Origin of the sequence: Chitinophaga caeni (assembly GCF_002557795.1) — a bacterium.
GTDB lineage: Bacteria > Bacteroidota > Bacteroidia > Chitinophagales > Chitinophagaceae > Chitinophaga > Chitinophaga caeni.
The window spans coordinates 1,022,787-1,039,492 of the sequence record NZ_CP023777.1; the positions used below are offsets into that span (position 1 = coordinate 1,022,787).

Genomic DNA, 16,706 nt, shown 5'->3' on the forward strand with positions numbered 1-16,706 from the left:
AGTTTTTTCTTAAACGACAAAGACATTATTGTATATGAAAACATTAATAGCAACAAATAAAATAACACTTCTTCTTGCCGCAGCCGGAATAGGTTTATTTTTAAATAGCTGCACCAAGCAACTCGATCAGAATACGCAATCGGTGATCACCGATCCCATTTTCTGGAAAACAGAAAGCGACTTGATCGCAGGTACGAACTACTTATATAGTAGTCTGCCCGACTTCAATACTCCATTGGAAGACCGCATGAGCGACCTGGCCGTAAATATTACCACCCGGACGGTAGACCAGGTGAGTGACGGCTCCCGGAATATCCCGTCCAATGACGGACGTTGGAATAATGCTTATGCTTACATCCGCGCAGCGAATAATGTAATTGAAAAATCAGCCGGTATACCTAGTGGCGAGATGAAGACTTACTGCATCGCGCAAGCCAGGTTTTTCAGGGCAATGTCCTATTTTAACTTGGTTAAAATTTACGGCGATGTACCTTACATCTGGAGAACGATTACAGGTAGGGATGATGAATTGTTGTACACCCCAAGAACCGCCAGGGAGACCGTGGTAGATTCCATATATGCAGATTTGGACTTTGCAGCGGCCAATTGTCCGCAGGCAGATCAACTACCGGGTAGTTCTTCGGCTAGCGGCGTAGCCGGAAAAGAATATGGCCGCATTACAAGAAGTGCCGCTTTAGCCTTTAAATCCAGGGTAGCATTGTATGAAGGAAGCTGGAATAAGTTTCATGGTGCACCGGAGTTTACGGGAACTAAAAACCCCACTAAGCATTTCACCATTGCGAAAGAAGCCGCCCAAACGGTGATGAATGAAGCGAAGCATAGTTTATTCACCGGCACAGGCGAACTTAGCTACCAGGATCTTTTCAGGTACCCCGGCGAATATTATGCTAACAATAAGGAAAATATTCTCGTTAGATTGTACGGGCAAAACATGTCGAACAGCATCGCTTCACATTCCTATATGCGGAATAACCTGACCGATGGCGGCAATGCGGCAACGAGAGCTTATGTAAACCTAGCGTTATATTCAGATGGCTTACCGGCCGGGAAATCCACCCTTGATTCCAACGGGATCGAAACAGGTTTGCTCACCGATACCAGGAATAGAGATCCCAGGTTAGTTATGACGCTGTTCAAAGTTGGCGATCCTTATGCGTCCATTTCTGGCGGTACGCCCATTTATGGAAATACATTTTATTACCACCAGCAGAAATATTGGACGGGGCAGGCAGATTTCTTAACCGCCCAAGTGTACTTAGATTATATAGCCATCCGCTACGCGGAAGTTTTGTTGAACTACGCAGAAGCGACTTACGAGCTCAATGAAAGTATTTCGGATGCCGATCTGAACGCTACAATCAACCTGCTACGGAATAGGGCCAGCAACAACGACATCAGTAAATTACCGTTATTGACAAATGCATTCGTGAATTCGAACGGCCTGAGCATGCGGGAAGAAATTCGTAGGGAACGAACAATTGAGCTGGCATTTGAAGGCTTCAGGTACTGGGATCTGATCAGGTGGAAAACCGCGGAAGTAGAATTGCCCAAAGCAATTATTGAAAGGAAATATTTCGATGATATCAATTATGGCGGCTCGGTTGTACCACCGTTATTAGACGGGTACGTATTATTCCAAGCGGCAGATAAAAGGAAATTTGATACGCAAAAAGATTATTTGTGGCCATTGCCTTCCGCACAAATCGGTTTGAGTAACAACACTTTAACACAAAATCCAAACTGGCAATAAAATAGCTTTGATTTTAACAGGGCTTCGTTATTTATTCCTTTTAATTAAGGGGTAAATAATGAGGCCCACATTTTTCATTGAGTACCTTAATTCATAATACATGAAGAAACTGGGGGTTGTAATATTATCTGCATCGATCATTTTTTCTGCTTGTCACCTTTCCCGGGAAAGCACTGTAGATGGGAAGACCGCAGCATTAGCTTTCATAGATCAAAATTTTAAACATGCCGACACCATGCTTAGCAAGCTGCTGGATGATGCCAATCAAAACTTCAACGAAAAAGATCCGGCATATCCCAGGACGATCAATAAAAACGGGGAATTGGTAAGCACTTCTATGTATGATTGGACCCCGGGCTTTTTCCCCGGCAACCTTTGGCAGGCATACGAGTACCTTAATAGCGATCAATATAAATCCGAAGCCAGGAGGTGGACGGAAAGCCTTGCCCCTTTACAAACATTTACCGGCAATCACGACCTGGGTTTCATGATGTATTGTAGCTATGGTAATGCTTACAGGCTCACTAAGAACGAGTCTTACAAATCCGTATTAATCAATGCAGCCAAAGCATTGAGTACGAGGTACAACGCTACAACCGGCTGCATAAAATCCTGGAATGTCTTTAGATCTAAACACGGCGATGCCGAATATCACTTCCCGGTAATTATTGACAACATGATGAACCTGGAGATGCTGTTCTTCGCTTCCAAAATAAGCGGCGATACCAGTTTCCGGCATATCGCCATTACCCATGCCTTGACCACGATGAAAAATCATATCAGGCCAGACTACAGTTCTTACCATGTCGTTTGTTATGACAGTACTTCCGGGAAGGTATTAGCAAGGGAAACATCGCAAGGATATGCTGATAATTCAACCTGGGCTCGCGGGCAAGCCTGGGCATTGTACGGTTTTACCATGTGCTACCGCGAAACGGAAGATCAGCGGTTTTTAACAACTGCCTTAGGACTGGCAGATTACATCGTAAATAATAAGAACCTGCCGACCGATAAAATTCCATATTGGGATTTTAATGCTGATGAACCCGGCTATACACCCGGCGTTAAATCTCATGCATTAGAGGTAACCGGGAAGTTCCGGGATGTTTCATCCGCCAGCATTATAGCATCGGCTTTATTTGAATTAAGTACTTATGCTAAGGCACAAGAAGCACAACGATATAAAGATGTTGCTATAAAAATATTACATTCATTAAGCAGCCCAGGATATACAGCGCAGCTAGGTACAAACGGACATTTCATATTGGAACATTCCGTGGGAAGTATTCCGGACGGCGTCGAAATCGATGTACCCTTAGTTTATGCAGATTATTATTACTTGGAAGCTTTAATTCGCTATAAGAAATTATTGGAAGGTGAGAAGATCATTTAAATAAAATATTGACGCATGTACATATCAACTTTAAACTATCTGAATACCTTGGTAAACAAGTTATCAACTAAGAATTTCATTTATATACTCATCCTGTGTTCCCTTTTTAGCAGCGGGTTAAAAGCACAAACAGCGCGGGATTTATTGCAGAAATCTGCTAACCCGGAACAGGTTAAAGAGCGACTCTTACCCAAGGAACAATGGCTTAAATATCCTGCTTATACCGACAGGCAAGGCTGGGATAATTTTACGGGCGAAGCCAAGGCATCGCTTATCAAGAACGGGGAGCAATATTTAAACTACGAGTGGAAAGTAATCAAAGCTACTGAATACCTGGAATATGAGCGTAGCGGCAGCCGCGCAGCTATGGAAGCTCCGAACGGCGCCAATAATACGGCGCTGAGCAGCTTGGTATTTGCAGAGCTGGCCGAAGGGAAAGGCCGGTTTATGGATCAAATCATCAACGGTGTTTGGTACAACTGTAACCTTCCATCCTGGGCCATTTCAGCGCATTTAAGCGGGCTCCAATTGAGAAAGCGGGCTTTACCCGATCCCAAGGACAACGTCATAGAACTGGTGTCGGGAGATATGGGCGCTTTCCTCTCCTGGACATACTATTTCTTCCACGATGAATTTGACAAGGTAGATACGATCATTTCGAGCAGGCTCAAGGAGAATATCCAGACCAGGATTTTAGTGCCCTATATGCAACGCAACGATTACTGGTGGCAGGCAAGCAAACCGGGCGCTTTCGTAAATAACTGGAACCCCTGGTGCAATTCAAACGTGCTATTATGCTTCCTGTTGATGGAAGAAAACCGGGATAAACTTGCCGATGCTGTTTACAAAACGATGCGTAGTGTTGACCAGTTCATCAATTACACCAAGGAAGACGGCGCTTGTGAGGAAGGCTCTTCTTATTGGGGGCATGCGGCTGGGAAGATGTACGATTACCTGCAAGTGCTGAGCTATGCTACAGGAGGTAAAATATCCATCTTCGATAAGCCTATTATAAAAAATATGGGAAACTACATTGCATATAGTTATGTTGGCAACGGCTGGGTCGTAAATTTTGCCGATGCCTCGGCACGAAACGATGGAGATCCAGGTTTGGTTTTCCGTTATGGGAAAGCCATACATAGCGAGAGTATGGAACATTTTGCCGCGTACTTGTTGCATAGAAAAGAAAATTTTGACGTACAAAAAAGTAGTTCCAGGGACTTTTTCAGGACGCTGGAGAATTTATCGATTTATAAAGAGCTCGTTCAAACGCAGCCTTCGTTACCAAGTTTCAGTTCGGTTTGGTACCCGCAAACCGAGGTTTGTTATATGAAAAATAAGGCAGGTTATTTCTTCGCAGCGAAAGGTGGTTATAATAATGAAAGTCATAATCACAACGATGCCGGCACATTCTCCTTGTATATAGATACCCTCCCGTTTTTTATCGATGCCGGCGTAGGTACTTATACCAGGCAAACATTCAGCAGCGACCGTTACAAGATCTGGACGATGCAGAGTAATTACCACAACCTGCCGATGGTAAATGGGCAGCCGCAACCTTTCGGTAAAGATTATAAAGCCAGCAATGCGAGCTTCCAGGAAAAAAAGAAAACGTTCAGCTTGGATATCGCTGCTGCTTATGGCAAAGATGCAGCGGTAAAAGCGTGGTTGCGGAAATACACCCTAGGCGATGACAAGCTTGTAATAGAAGATAATTACCAACTGGCGGCCAGCAAGGAGGCTAATATCATCAACTTTATGACCTGGGCTCAACCGGACATTAGCAAGGATGGGGTCGTGGTGCTGATCAAGGATAACAAGCAGGTAAGGTTAGCGTACGATGCGGCGCAATTTACAGCTTCGGTAGAAACGGTTCCTTTGCCGGACAAAAGATTGTCGAACGTGTGGGGCGATCAAATATACAGGCTGTCATTGAAAGCAAAAAAATTGTCGCTGAAGGGTAAATACAAATTTATTATCAGTAAACAATAAGATACTATAATAACAGGAATCAGCGAGGTATTAATTTTCCGACTCAAAATTGTACCGGTAAGTACCATTTGCTGCATAGCGTGGCAAAAGCACAAGAGTGCGACGCAACGGCGGCTGAAAAGTGCCATGGAAGCTGGGTCCAGGAGGCTAATTACCAGGCTACAGTTGTTGATCACAGATTATTAATTGATAACAACAGCAGGATGAGTTGGAAATATGATACCCGTTATCCATCGATTGAAGATTTGAGGAACAAGGCCAAGCGGAAAACGCCGGGTTTTGCTTTCGAGTATCTCGATGGCGGATGCAATGAGGATGTAAACCTTTTTAAAAATACGGATGATTTGCGCAAGGTAGAGTTGATTCCTCAATACCTTACGCGGCACCATGGCTCATCATTGAAGACGGAGCTATTCGGCAAAACATACGATGCGCCATTCGGGATTGCCCCGGTGGGTTTGCAAGGACTGATGTGGCCGAAAGCCACCGAGATATTAGCGGCGGCGGCGGCGAAACATAATATTCCTTTTATACTTAGCACGGTCACGACGGCATCGATTGAAACGGTTAGCGAGATCACCCGGGGGAATTTCTGGTACCAACTGTACCACCCGGCGGAGAACAGGTTGAGGGACGACATCCTCAACAGGTTGCAGGCAGCCGGATGTGATACCCTGGTATTACTCTGCGATGTGCCGACTTTCGGGTTCCGCCCGCGCGACATCCGCAACGGCTTGGCGATGCCGCCGCAGATGACTTTGAAAAATATTTTACAGATCTTGACGCGGCCGCATTGGGCGCTCAGCACCTTGGTAAACGGCATCCCCGAATTTGCAACCTTGAAGCCATACATCCCGCGTAACCTGGACATGAAGCAGCTCGGTTTGTTTATGAATCAAACTTTTGAAGGGCGTTTGAACGAAGAAAAGATAAAGCCGATCCGGGATCAGTGGAAAGGGAAAATAGTATTGAAAGGCGTTGCCAGCGAGCAGGACGCCGGGATGGCAGTACGCCTGGGGCTTGATGGAATCATTGTATCGAACCACGGGGGCAGGCAGATAGATGCGGGGGAGTCGGCGGTACATTCGCTGAAACGGATTTCGAAGGAATATGCCGGGAAGATCAAGATCATGATGGATAGCGGCATCCGATCCGGCCCGGATGTTGCCAGGGCCATGGCGAGCGGTGCGGAGTTTACATTTATGGGCCGTAGTTTCATGTACGGTGTAGCGGCATTAGGAAAGAGGGGAGGAGATCACACCATATCGATCTTGAAAACACAGTTGCAGCAGGTGATGGAACAATTGTGTTGTGAAGATACGGGTCGCTTTGCGGAGCATTTGGTGAGGTAATTAACGGCTAGATACATTAAGAAGCTAATGAACATATTTTTTAGGCATCCCCGGTATTAGCGCGATACCGGGGATGCTAATATATATAAGTTCCTATCCTTGCAGCTGATCCTTTAAAACGGATCAATATATTGACATGATGCGTTTCCATTGACGGCAGTGCAAACAAGCACACCCGAATCGTTCATCACGTTGCCATGGCTTTGATTTAATTGGAAAATGATCAACGGGGTTCGGTTTTGAAAGTCGGCAATGCCACATTAAAGCATTTATCAATTATTAATTAATTTAGCTAGGTTAAACTATGGTTTCCCACATATTACCAACTCTTTTAATTTAGCGAGCTATTTATTAGCGCCCCATCATAGAAAGTATGACCAAGAAACAAATAAAACTAACTATAAGAATAGCATTAATCCTGGGCACTGCAATCTCCATGTTTTTTGTACCATGGATTATAGTTAAAACCTGGATAGCCCCGCTCCCCGGTACTATCCAAGAACAAGTAGACAAGTCCATTGGGCTTGGGTTTGATGGGATAATAGTTTATATACAACAAGGGGATAAAGCACCTGCTTTTTATGCGGCGGGATGGAAAAACAGGGAACGTAAAATTCCTGCCGATCCACATTCTTTATTCAAGATTGCCAGCATCGGGAAACTATATGATGCAGTTGCCATCACCAAATTGGTATATGCCAAACGGTTGTCATTAGACAAAACGCTCGCGGACTACCTACCGGAGTTAGCAGGCAGAATTGAATATGCAGATAAAATAACCTTGAGGATGTTGGTACAGCACAAAAGCGGTATCCCCAATTTTACCAACACGCCTAATTTTTGGAAAAATCCACCGGGCAATGGTAAAGAAACGCTCGATTTAGTGCTGGACTTACCGGCGAACTTCAAACCCGGTACAGATTATGAATATTCAAACACCAACTATTTATTGATATCAATGATTATTGAAAAAGTGGTAGGCTATAGAAAGTTTCAATATATCAAGGAGGTGATATTGGATCCGCTCGGACTAAAAAACACATTCGGGTCGATCCGGGATGTGAACTTAGATGATGTCATGAGCGGTTATTATGTCGGGATCGACGAAGACATCAAAACGGCTTATTATGGTTCCATGTTAGCCACAGCAGAAGATGTGGGCATTTTCTTAAAGGCATTAAACGAGGGTACCTTGCTGAATAAAGATGAACAGGAAATTTATTCCTCCATATACAAATATCAACATACCGGCTTAGTTCCCGGCTACCAAAGCATAGCGAAGTACTTAAAAGATATAAATACCGTGGTCATCCAATTTGTGAATACGACGAATTTCGATGGATACACCTGGAATGTATCAGAAGTTGTGAATAACCGTATTATCAAAATATTTAGGCGGGTGAATGGTTTGTAGTGGTAATGTAAATTTAGAATTCAGTTTAACCCTTTGGCCGAAGGCTTTCTCAACCGCCATCTTCTCGAAATATCAAGAAAGTACTAACGCTGGAAGATATTAGCAAAATCTATTGCTATCAACTAGAATGTGAAAGTGAACGGAAGGCGAAAGACTTTTAGTTATTTCCTTACCTGGCTATTGGCATCAACGCTACAGATATCGCACACCTTAAGTATAAGAACATTGATGACGGAGAGCTACCTGGATAGTTTCGAGAAGGCGGTTAAGAAGGAGTATTCGCAGGAGTTAGTGGTGTTTAATGATCGATAGGACAATAAAAGCTATTAATGTATAGCCTCACAAAGCGCAAATTATAGTTCTGATACAACAGTTAAATATAGTTTTTGCTACAGGGGGTGAAAGCGATTTTTAAAGAGCCTTCATTAAGCATGGGAGGATAAATAAATGAATGTCAATATTATAGACTCAGGCGACAAATTCATGATTCATGAATCATGAATTATGAAATATTCGTATCTTTGTGATATGAATCAACGTAATGGCATGCGACCGCAAGACATAGCGGTATTGTTGAAAATAATCATATCTAATCCGAATTGGATGAACAAGGACATTGCGGAAGACCTGTTTTTAAGTCCTTCCGAGGTTAGCTATTCTTTGCAACGATCAGCATTGGCCGAGTTACTAGATACTTCAAAAAGAAAGGTCATGAGAAAGGCTTTTCTTGAATTTATTCAATATGGATTGCCGCGAGTATTTCCTGCTATACGGGGGTCAATTGCAATTGGGATCCCCACGGCCTTTTCTTCTCCTGTGATGTTACCATACCTTATGACAAACCAACTAAATGAAATGGTAGTATGGCCATATGCAGAAGGAACAGCGAGAGGTGAAACAATAAACCCTTTATATCCGAATGCGGTTCAGGCAGCTTTGAAAGATCAAAAACTATATGAATTGTTATCCTTAGTTGATGTGATGCGCATAGGTAAAGTCAGAGAAAAGGAGATAGCACTTAGATTATTGCAAGAAAAATTTAGCATTCACCATGCATGAGAATATTGTACGAATTAAGGCAGTTGCTCAATGTTTAAAGGGGCTTAATAATCTCTATGTATTTGTGGGTGGCGCCGCCGTTTCTTTATATTCTACACAAAAAGCACTGGCAGAAAATATCAGACCTACCGATGACGTGGATGTGGTGATAGAGTTGGCTACATATGCCGACCATTCTCTAATGGAAGACAAGCTCAGAGCGTTGGGTTTCGTCAATGACATAGAATCTGGAGTAATTTGTCGCTATACTATTCAGGGAATTATTGTTGATATAATGCCGACCTCTTCAGATATCCTGGGATTTAGTAATAGATGGTATCCCGAAGGGTTTAGTAATGCAATTCCATATAAATTGGATGACGAAACTGAAATACTTATTTTTTCATTGCCTTACTTTTTGGCTTCCAAATGGGAGGCTCATAAATCAAGAGGTGGAGATTTACGTACAAGCCGTGATTTCGAAGACATGGTTTATATTTTTGAGAATTGTAAAGATTTTGATGATCAACTTCTAAGAGCCCCTGAATCGGTGAGACAGTATCTTATAGAAGAACTTATACCATTAGTAGAGCATCCTGACTTTGAGGAAGGCGTGTATTGCCATATGGAAAGTGTTAGATATGGAGGTAGTGCGGGGAAATTAATAGCTAAAATTAAGACAAGTCTTATCAGGTCTACTTAGCAGTAACATTAAAAATACCAGGACTATGACTCAGCAAGAATTTTTAGATGAAGTTATCTGCATCTATAAAAAATCCCGCCAAGTAACAATGCCGACGGGCTTTGTATCTACTGACAAAATACGTCGTGGTTTCAAGCATGATGGAAGACTTGTTTGCCTACTTCCTGTTAACGAACTTTCCAATTATTGATAAAATAGCGATTGATCAACCTTTGACAATTCAACAGCTCGGGAAAAAGGCAAGGTTATATACCCAGACCTACTACTTATAAAAAATGATTTGATAAAGGGGGTAGTGGATATTAAAACTTATATGGGTAGAAAAAGGGGTGAGTTGGAAAACGTCGTTATCAACTCATCCAATTATCTAATTGGTATGCAGGGAGTGACAATGTATTACAAGCATGGTATAACAAAAGAAAAATTTGTAGTTACTGCGGATAAGCAACTCCAAGGTTTTATAGTGGTGATCACTAGGAAGAATATAACTGCTCTACTAGTGGAGAAACATCTTTCCAAAATTCGCGCAAACGGGAATATACATAATACACAAGTCTATTTTCTTACCGATGGGCTGCATCCAAATCATGCTATCTACAGTGGCCATCCTGAAAAAGTTCAAATCCTACCTGATTTTGAACGGTTGATTAACGATTTAAAGAGGACTTTCTGTGGATAGGCAGTTGATCGTAATGTAAAAAGTTAGTCCTTCCATTGACGCTAATCTGGGTTAGCCATATTTAGCGTGGGAACATTTGTTTGCGAATAATTCATGTTTGCTGACTAGTAGGTAATCCAGTTAACGACAATGCTTATCTCTTATTTTTCGTTTTTGTCAAGTATATGCCAGAAATGAGTCTTTGAAAAAGGGCATTATAGTACCCTTTTTAGCGCATTTGGACACGTTCCATATATATTTTAATCAAAAAGTGCTTTTTGTCGCACTTTTTAACGAATTTTAATCCAGAATGCTTAAATTTACCATGAAAAAGGTATTATAATGCACTCAAGGGAAATTTTCGACATCGTGAAAGCCAGAAGGGAATCTTTAAATGTGACGCAGGAGACGCTCGCTCAACTTTCCGGCGTAGCATTGAGGACCTTGAAACAATTTGAAAGCGGCAAGGGCAATCCTACCTTGCAAACACTCCAAAAGCTCGGTGAAGCACTGGGCCTTGAAGTAACAGTCGTCATTAAAAACATGGGGGTTAACGCATGAGAGCAGCCAACATTCTTTTCAAAGGACAAGAAGCCGGCGTCCTAATACAGCATGATGATGGTACGTTCACATTCCAGTATAACGCATCGTGGGTAGAAGACGGCAGCAAGCCAGCGATCAGCCTTACATTGCCGAAGATCGCCACACCATACCATTCTAATTACTTATTCCCGTTCTTCTACAACATGCTACCGGAAGGGTCAAACAAGCAGGTAGTTTGCCAGCTTAACCACTTGGACAAAACCGACTATTTCGGGTTATTGCTGACGATTGCACAAACAGATACCATCGGCGCGGTTACCGTGTCAAAAATCGATTAAACATGAGTTTACCAGATATCCAACATTGTCCCGGGACTTTGGCTCATGGCTACCATACCTATAGTCGAACAGCGCTTGTCAGGGTCTTCAAGGGCCGCAAAGTAAGTCATCTTCTTCCCTATGATTCACCCGCCACTAATGCGGCAATGGACGAACTCTTTGATGAGAACAGAAAACGCATATCTATCTCGGGTGTACAAGAAAAATTCTCCGTTCTGCTCGAGAAGAATAAACTTCGATTGATTAACGAGGGCGAACGAGGTAGTTACATATTAAAACCAATTCCGGCAAACGGCCGACGACCGGACCAGATGCCCCCCAATGAACACCTTACCATGCAGATTGCGCGACAAGTATATCATATCGAAACGGCGGAGAATGCGCTGATCTTCTTCCGGAATGGAGCACCTGCGTACATCACCAAACGTTTTGATGTCGATGAAAATGACAGAAAACTTGCGCAAGAAGATTTTGCATCACTAGCTGGGCGCACGCCTCAAACACACGGAGAACATTATAAATATCTCGGCAACTATTTGGAGCTATTTCAGCTCATGCAAAAATACGTCCCGGCTTATCCCGTGGAAGCGCCCAAATTATTGAAACTGCTCATGTTCAACTATCTCTTTTCAAATGGCGATGCACATTTCAAAAATTTTTCTCTCCTCGAAACGCCAATGGGAGATTACCGGCTGAGTCCGGCGTATGACTTGCTTAACAGCCGGATCCATATTAAGGACAAGGATTTCGCCTTAGATGATGGCTTGCTCCCCAAAAATTTATCGCAGGGGAAAATTATGCAGCAGTTTTTAGTATTGGCCGATCAGGCAGGCATTTCCCAAGCCTCTTTCGATGCAATCAGGCAACTCATGCTTTCCGAAACAGATAAGGTGCAGGAATTAACGTTGGCGTCATACCTGGATGAAACCACCAAGCGTAATTATTGGCAATCGTATCAAGGTCGATTAAGGCAACTGGAAAAGAAGTGAAGACTAATCGACGGAATGTTAAATGAGTAAGGATATAGGACGTGAAGCGAGTAGGGAGCCGTTTGAAGTATTATTATGATGAATAATTTTCTAAGCGGTTCATTGCCATCTTCTAGCTACTTATGCATCATGAAAAGCGTATGTTTAATACCGAGAGACAATTCGCATCTCTTAATTCTACTGACAAAAACAACACAAAAAATAAGTTAACTTAGATAAGGATAAGCTCTTCAACCACACCTTCTGACCCCAAAATATCCCAAGAATTCAACTTCATCTAAAATTTCGCGAAACAAACATCACAAAAACAAAAAAGACCTGCATTACTGCAAGCCTTTTCTTTTTCGCTCCCCCTGTTGGACTTGAACCAACGACCCTCTGATTAACAGTCAGATGCTCTAACCAACTGAGCTAAGGAGGAATGTTTTTTGTTTGTTTCCCGTTCGATTGGGATTGCAAAAATAGATATTTTTTCATTCCTGCAAAATCTATTGCTCATTTTTTTAGAAAAAATTTTTAGCACATTACTGAAAATGGCCATGGCAAAGGATTTCCACTAATAAACTTTTTTGATTTTTTTGTAATCTTCAACCTGGTACAAGGTTCAAATTCCGAAAAATCGCTATGCAACAGGTATTGAACCAACAGGTTATAGATGGGAAAATATTAATTGTATAACCGCCTATGCAACAGGGGAGAAAAAGACAATACCGGGGCGATTTTTCGAATATATCAACCCTGGCAATACAAGTGATTCACCTGGAGTATGAAAGTGGAGAAATGGGTTTATAATAACTTTTCCCAGCGGCAATGCTAAAACCCTAACCAGCTTTTCTCGAAACCGATATAAGTTTGTCCCTCCCTCACTTCAATAGGGTAGGTCTTCAAATAAAATCCTTCGCCGCTCGTATTGTAACCGTTCTTGATGTTGAAACGGTAGCGGTGCAAGGGGCAAACAACCTGTCCTTCCTGGATATACCCTTCTGCCATGATACCGCTTGCATGTGGACATTTATAAGCAAAGGCATACAACTGGCCTTCGTACCGCGTCACACAAAGTTTTTTACCTTGTACTTCCACAACCGTAATTTCCTTTTCTATCGTTACTACCGGTGGCATCAAATGCCAGTTGTATTGCTTGCCCATCTATAATTAATAAAAATATTCCGTCTTATATGGATAGCGTTCCCTGTATAAATGAACTACTTTATCCAGGATCGTTTGCCTTAGCTCATCGATATTCTGCCTTTCCGTGGCGGAAACGAATACGCAATTGCCATGGGTTTTATGCTCCCAACTTTCTTTCAGCTGTTGTAAAATATCTTGCTTCACCTCGTCACTTAACCATTCGTCGAAGGTTTGCTTCTCGTAGAGATCCATCTTGTTAAAGATTAAGATCGTTGGTTTGTCGAGGGCTTTCAGGTCAGCGAGGGTTCTATTCACAACATCAATCTGTTCTTCGTATTTCGGGTGCGAAATATCCACCACGTGAAGCAGGATGTCGCTTTCCCTCACTTCATCCAAGGTAGATTTAAAGCTTTCTACCAAATGGTGCGGCAATTTCCTGATGAAACCAACGGTGTCGCTTAATAAGAAAGGAGTTTGTCCAAATACCACTTTCCGCGTGGTAGTATCCAGCGTCGCAAACAACTTGTTCTCCGCAAAAACTTCACTTTTACTGAGCAGGTTCATGATCGTGGATTTTCCCACGTTCGTATATCCCACCAAGGCTACGCGCATGTATTCACCGCGATCTTTACGCTGGGTGAAAGACTGCTTATCTATTTCCGCAAGTCTTTTGCGCAATAAAGAAATCTTATCTTTTACGATCCGGCGGTCGGTTTCGATCTCCGTTTCACCGGGACCTCTTGAACCGATACCACCTCCTTGCCGTTCCAAGTGACTCCACATCCCCCTCAACCTTGGCAAGATGTATTGGTACTGTGCCAACTCAACCTGTACTTTTGCCTGGGCGGTGCGGGCGCGCCGCGCAAATATATCCAGGATCAAGTCACTACGGTCGATCACCTTAACCTTTAAAACTTTTTCGATATTTACAATCTGGGAACCGGTCAATTCATCATCGAATATTACCAGGTTGATTTCCCGGCCTTGAATATATTGTTGGATCTCTTCCAATTTACCTTTCCCTACGAAGGTTGCCCTATCTGGATGGGCCAATTTTTGGGTGAAACGTTTCACGGTTTGCGCCCCGGCTGTTTCTGCCAAGAAGGCTAACTCGTCCAGGAACTCCTGCACCTGTGGTTCCGTCTGTTCTTTATGAATCAAACCCACCAGCACGCAACGTTCTTCATTATTAATTACCTGTTTCTTTTCTAGCAATGTCGATATAAAATTTCTACAAAGTTACTAATTAATTTCCCGCCCTTCACATGCCTTTCCCGGTTCCTTTTTTTGCCCGTCCATCGGCTTTTCCTACATTTATGCATCATAACAAATTCTACACCAATGCGTAGCTTTTTATTATTAGCAGGTATTTTATTTATGCAACAGGGTATGGCACAAGAAAAAATGTCCCCGGAAATGCTCTGGCAACTGGGAAGGGTGAGTGCTGAAACGTTAACAGACGATGGCTCTCACGTGATTTACGGGGTATCTAATTACTCCTTGGCCGACAACCGCTCGGAAAGAAACTTATTTATTGTTCCAGTCATGGGCGGACAAGCCCGCCAATTGACAAGCAGCAAGGGCAACGAAGGGTTGGTGCAACTAAGACCTAGCGGCAACTTAGGATTCAATTATAAAGGCCAGTATTGGGAAATGCGTGGCGATGGTAGTAATGCTCTACAGAAAACGAAATTTCCAAGCGATGTTCAAAACATCCGCTTGTCGCCGAACGGGAAATATATTATCTATTCAAAGGATGTGAAGATCAACAAGGTAAGTGGCTCCGATTTCTACCCGGACCTTCCAAAGTCAAACGTGCAGATCTACACGGATCTAAATTACCGCCATTGGGACACTTGGGAAGATGGTTATTTCAGCCACATCTTCGTTGCGCCGTATGACAATGGTGAAGTTGGCGCAGCTACCGACTTATTGGAAGGGCTGCCTTACGATTGCCCGCAAATGCCTTACGGCGGCGCAGAAGACTTTCTCTGGAGCCCCGATAGCCGCAAGGTTGTTTATGTTTGCAAGAAAAAGTTCGGTAAAGAATATGCTACTAGCACCAATACCGACATATATGTTTACGATGTAGATCATAAATCTACCCGAAACCTTACGGAAGGTATGATGGGGTACGACCTGTCTCCGGCCTTCAATGAAAAGGGTACGCAGTTGCTTTGGTTAAGTATGGCTAAGGATGGTTACGAAGCAGATAAGCAGGACATTATCTGGCATGACCTCTCTTCCGGCAAAACAGTTAACCTTACGAAAGATTGGGACGGAACTGTTAGCAGCGCGACTTTCTCAAAGGACGGGAAAAGTATTTACTTCCTTGCAGTAGTAAAAGGTACGGAGCAGATGTTTGTCATCGACCTACCGAGAAAGGTGAAAGAAGTTTCCGTAAAAGACATTAAACAATTAACCCGGGGAATTTTTGATATCAATGGTATCGTAGGTGAATCTAACGGCAGGATGGTTGTAAGCCGGGCCGATATGAACCATGCAGCAGAATTGTTCTCCGTTGATCTTAAATCCGGGGACATGATTCAAATTACGAATGTCAACACGGAAGCATATAGCAAAATCGGCAAAAGCAAAGTGGAAGAACGCTGGATCGAAACTACCGATGGCAAACAAATGCTGACCTGGGTGATCTATCCTCCCGACTTCGATCCTAATAAAAAATATCCTACGCTTTTATATTGCCAAGGGGGGCCACAATCGGCTTTATCTCAATTCTATTCCTTCCGTTGGAACTTTCAACTGATGGCAGCGCAAGGTTATATCGTTGTAGCGCCCAACCGCCGCGGTATGCCGGGACATGGCGTAGCATGGAATGAAGCGATCAGTAAAGATTGGGGCGGACAACCCATCAAGGATTACCTTTCGGCTATCGATGCTGTTAGCAAAGAGCCGTTTGTTGATAAAAATCGCCTAGGCGCCGTTGGGGCTAGCTATGGTGGATACTCAATCTATATGTTGGCAGGCGTACATGAAAATCGTTTTAAAACATTCATCGCGCATGATGGTTTATTTGACCTGCGTAGCTGGTATGGCACAACGGAAGAATTGTGGTTCGCTAATTACGATATCGGCGCTTACTGGGACAAGGCCAATGCAAAAATTTATGAACAATTCAACCCGAGCCAATTCGTTGATAAATGGAATACCCCGATCCTGATTATACAGGGAGGTATTGACTTCAGGGTAGGGATTGAACAAGGATTACAGGCATTTCAAGCGGCACAATTACATGGAATTAAGAGCAAACTCCTTTATTTCCCAACTGAAAATCACTGGGTACTGAGCCCGCAAAACGCGATTGTTTGGCAAAGGGAATTCTTTGATTGGTTGAAAAACACCCTTTAATATATACACCAAAATATT

General features: G+C 43.0%; 16 protein-coding genes and 1 tRNA gene. 14 read left to right on the plus strand and 3 right to left on the minus strand.

Annotation, left to right across the window (positions count from 1 at the left end):
- Positions 1-34: 34 nt before the first annotated feature.
- The 13 genes from COR50_RS04205 (at position 35) to COR50_RS04255 (ending at position 12,191) form a co-directional block, all read left to right on the plus strand.
- On the plus strand, positions 35-1,771 hold the full coding sequence (locus tag COR50_RS04205) for a RagB/SusD family nutrient uptake outer membrane protein (RefSeq protein WP_098192829.1): 1,737 nt from the start codon (positions 35-37) through the stop codon (positions 1,769-1,771).
- 100 nt (positions 1,772-1,871) lie between these two features.
- Positions 1,872-3,164 carry a glycoside hydrolase family 88 protein gene (locus tag COR50_RS04210; RefSeq protein ID WP_098192830.1) on the plus strand — a complete coding sequence of 431 codons (1,293 nt, stop codon included), beginning with the start codon at positions 1,872-1,874 and terminating at the stop codon, positions 3,162-3,164.
- Between the two features lie 15 nt (positions 3,165-3,179).
- The gene (locus tag COR50_RS04215) at positions 3,180-5,156 is read left to right on the plus strand and encodes a heparinase II/III domain-containing protein (RefSeq protein ID WP_098192831.1); all 1,977 of its coding nucleotides are present in this window, start codon (positions 3,180-3,182) and stop codon (positions 5,154-5,156) included.
- Between the two features lie 80 nt (positions 5,157-5,236).
- The gene (locus COR50_RS04220) at positions 5,237-6,508 is read left to right on the plus strand and encodes an alpha-hydroxy acid oxidase (RefSeq protein ID WP_232516269.1); all 1,272 of its coding nucleotides are present in this window, start codon (positions 5,237-5,239) and stop codon (positions 6,506-6,508) included.
- 373 nt (positions 6,509-6,881) lie between these two features.
- Positions 6,882-7,922, plus strand: coding sequence for a serine hydrolase domain-containing protein (locus tag COR50_RS04225; protein ID WP_098192832.1), 1,041 nt, complete (start codon positions 6,882-6,884; stop codon positions 7,920-7,922).
- 129 nt (positions 7,923-8,051) lie between these two features.
- The gene (locus COR50_RS22220) at positions 8,052-8,234 is read left to right on the plus strand and encodes a hypothetical protein (RefSeq protein ID WP_157760613.1); all 183 of its coding nucleotides are present in this window, start codon (positions 8,052-8,054) and stop codon (positions 8,232-8,234) included.
- Positions 8,235-8,426: 192 nt separating this feature from the next.
- On the plus strand, positions 8,427-8,981 hold the full coding sequence (locus tag COR50_RS04230; RefSeq protein ID WP_157760614.1) for a hypothetical protein: 555 nt from the start codon (positions 8,427-8,429) through the stop codon (positions 8,979-8,981).
- Positions 8,974-9,663, plus strand: a complete 690-nt coding sequence (locus tag COR50_RS04235; RefSeq protein ID WP_098192834.1) for a nucleotidyl transferase AbiEii/AbiGii toxin family protein — start codon at positions 8,974-8,976, stop codon at positions 9,661-9,663. Before COR50_RS04230 ends, COR50_RS04235 begins: the two co-directional genes overlap by 8 nt.
- Positions 9,664-9,688: 25 nt before the next feature.
- The gene (locus tag COR50_RS22225) at positions 9,689-9,853 is read left to right on the plus strand and encodes a hypothetical protein (RefSeq protein ID WP_157760615.1); all 165 of its coding nucleotides are present in this window, start codon (positions 9,689-9,691) and stop codon (positions 9,851-9,853) included.
- Between the two features lie 123 nt (positions 9,854-9,976).
- Entirely contained in the window at positions 9,977-10,342 is a 366-nt protein-coding gene (locus tag COR50_RS04240; protein WP_098192835.1) for a hypothetical protein, read from the plus strand.
- Between the two features lie 321 nt (positions 10,343-10,663).
- A complete protein-coding gene (locus COR50_RS04245) occupies positions 10,664-10,882 on the plus strand; it encodes a helix-turn-helix domain-containing protein (RefSeq protein ID WP_098192836.1) in 219 nt (72 codons plus the stop codon).
- Positions 10,879-11,202 (plus strand): HipA N-terminal domain-containing protein, encoded by a 324-nt coding sequence (locus COR50_RS04250; RefSeq protein WP_098192837.1) that lies wholly within the window; start codon positions 10,879-10,881, stop codon positions 11,200-11,202. Before COR50_RS04245 ends, COR50_RS04250 begins: the two co-directional genes overlap by 4 nt.
- Positions 11,203-11,204: 2 nt before the next feature.
- Positions 11,205-12,191 carry a type II toxin-antitoxin system HipA family toxin gene (locus tag COR50_RS04255; RefSeq protein ID WP_098192838.1) on the plus strand — a complete coding sequence of 329 codons (987 nt, stop codon included), beginning with the start codon at positions 11,205-11,207 and terminating at the stop codon, positions 12,189-12,191.
- A 347-nt stretch (positions 12,192-12,538) separates the two neighbouring features.
- On the opposite strand, the gene COR50_RS04260 is transcribed toward COR50_RS04255, so the two are convergent.
- From COR50_RS04260 to hflX, 3 genes are all read right to left on the minus strand, one after another.
- Positions 12,539-12,612, minus strand: a tRNA-Asn gene (locus tag COR50_RS04260).
- Between the two features lie 392 nt (positions 12,613-13,004).
- Positions 13,005-13,337 (minus strand): Rieske (2Fe-2S) protein, encoded by a 333-nt coding sequence (locus COR50_RS04265; RefSeq protein WP_098192839.1) that lies wholly within the window; start codon positions 13,335-13,337, stop codon positions 13,005-13,007.
- A 6-nt stretch (positions 13,338-13,343) separates the two neighbouring features.
- A complete protein-coding gene (gene hflX / locus COR50_RS04270; protein ID WP_098192840.1) occupies positions 13,344-14,534 on the minus strand; it encodes a GTPase HflX in 1,191 nt (396 codons plus the stop codon).
- Between the two features lie 126 nt (positions 14,535-14,660).
- Here hflX and COR50_RS04275 point away from each other — a divergent pair, with 126 nt between their 5' ends.
- Positions 14,661-16,688 carry a S9 family peptidase gene (locus tag COR50_RS04275; protein WP_098192841.1) on the plus strand — a complete coding sequence of 676 codons (2,028 nt, stop codon included), beginning with the start codon at positions 14,661-14,663 and terminating at the stop codon, positions 16,686-16,688.
- Positions 16,689-16,706 lie beyond the last annotated feature (18 nt).

Excerpts from the sequence above, each read along its gene's own strand:
- COR50_RS04225 (WP_098192832.1), top strand. The coding sequence starts at position 6,882 with ATGACCAAGAAACAAATAAAACTAACTATAAGAATAGCATTAATCCTG.
- COR50_RS04255 (WP_098192838.1), top strand. The coding sequence starts at position 11,205 with ATGAGTTTACCAGATATCCAACATTGTCCCGGGACTTTGGCTCATGGC.
- COR50_RS22225 (WP_157760615.1), top strand. The coding sequence starts at position 9,689 with ATGACTCAGCAAGAATTTTTAGATGAAGTTATCTGCATCTATAAAAAA.
- COR50_RS04235 (WP_098192834.1), top strand. The coding sequence starts at position 8,974 with ATGCATGAGAATATTGTACGAATTAAGGCAGTTGCTCAATGTTTAAAG.
- COR50_RS04210 (WP_098192830.1), top strand. The coding sequence starts at position 1,872 with ATGAAGAAACTGGGGGTTGTAATATTATCTGCATCGATCATTTTTTCT.
- COR50_RS04205 (WP_098192829.1), top strand. The coding sequence starts at position 35 with ATGAAAACATTAATAGCAACAAATAAAATAACACTTCTTCTTGCCGCA.
- COR50_RS04245 (WP_098192836.1), top strand. The coding sequence starts at position 10,664 with ATGCACTCAAGGGAAATTTTCGACATCGTGAAAGCCAGAAGGGAATCT.
- COR50_RS04265 (WP_098192839.1), bottom strand. The coding sequence starts at position 13,337 with ATGGGCAAGCAATACAACTGGCATTTGATGCCACCGGTAGTAACGATA.
- COR50_RS04230 (WP_157760614.1), top strand. The coding sequence starts at position 8,427 with ATGAAATATTCGTATCTTTGTGATATGAATCAACGTAATGGCATGCGA.
- COR50_RS04215 (WP_098192831.1), top strand. The coding sequence starts at position 3,180 with ATGTACATATCAACTTTAAACTATCTGAATACCTTGGTAAACAAGTTA.
- COR50_RS04275 (WP_098192841.1), top strand. The coding sequence starts at position 14,661 with ATGCGTAGCTTTTTATTATTAGCAGGTATTTTATTTATGCAACAGGGT.
- COR50_RS04250 (WP_098192837.1), top strand. The coding sequence starts at position 10,879 with ATGAGAGCAGCCAACATTCTTTTCAAAGGACAAGAAGCCGGCGTCCTA.
- COR50_RS04240 (WP_098192835.1), top strand. The coding sequence starts at position 9,977 with ATGGGTAGAAAAAGGGGTGAGTTGGAAAACGTCGTTATCAACTCATCC.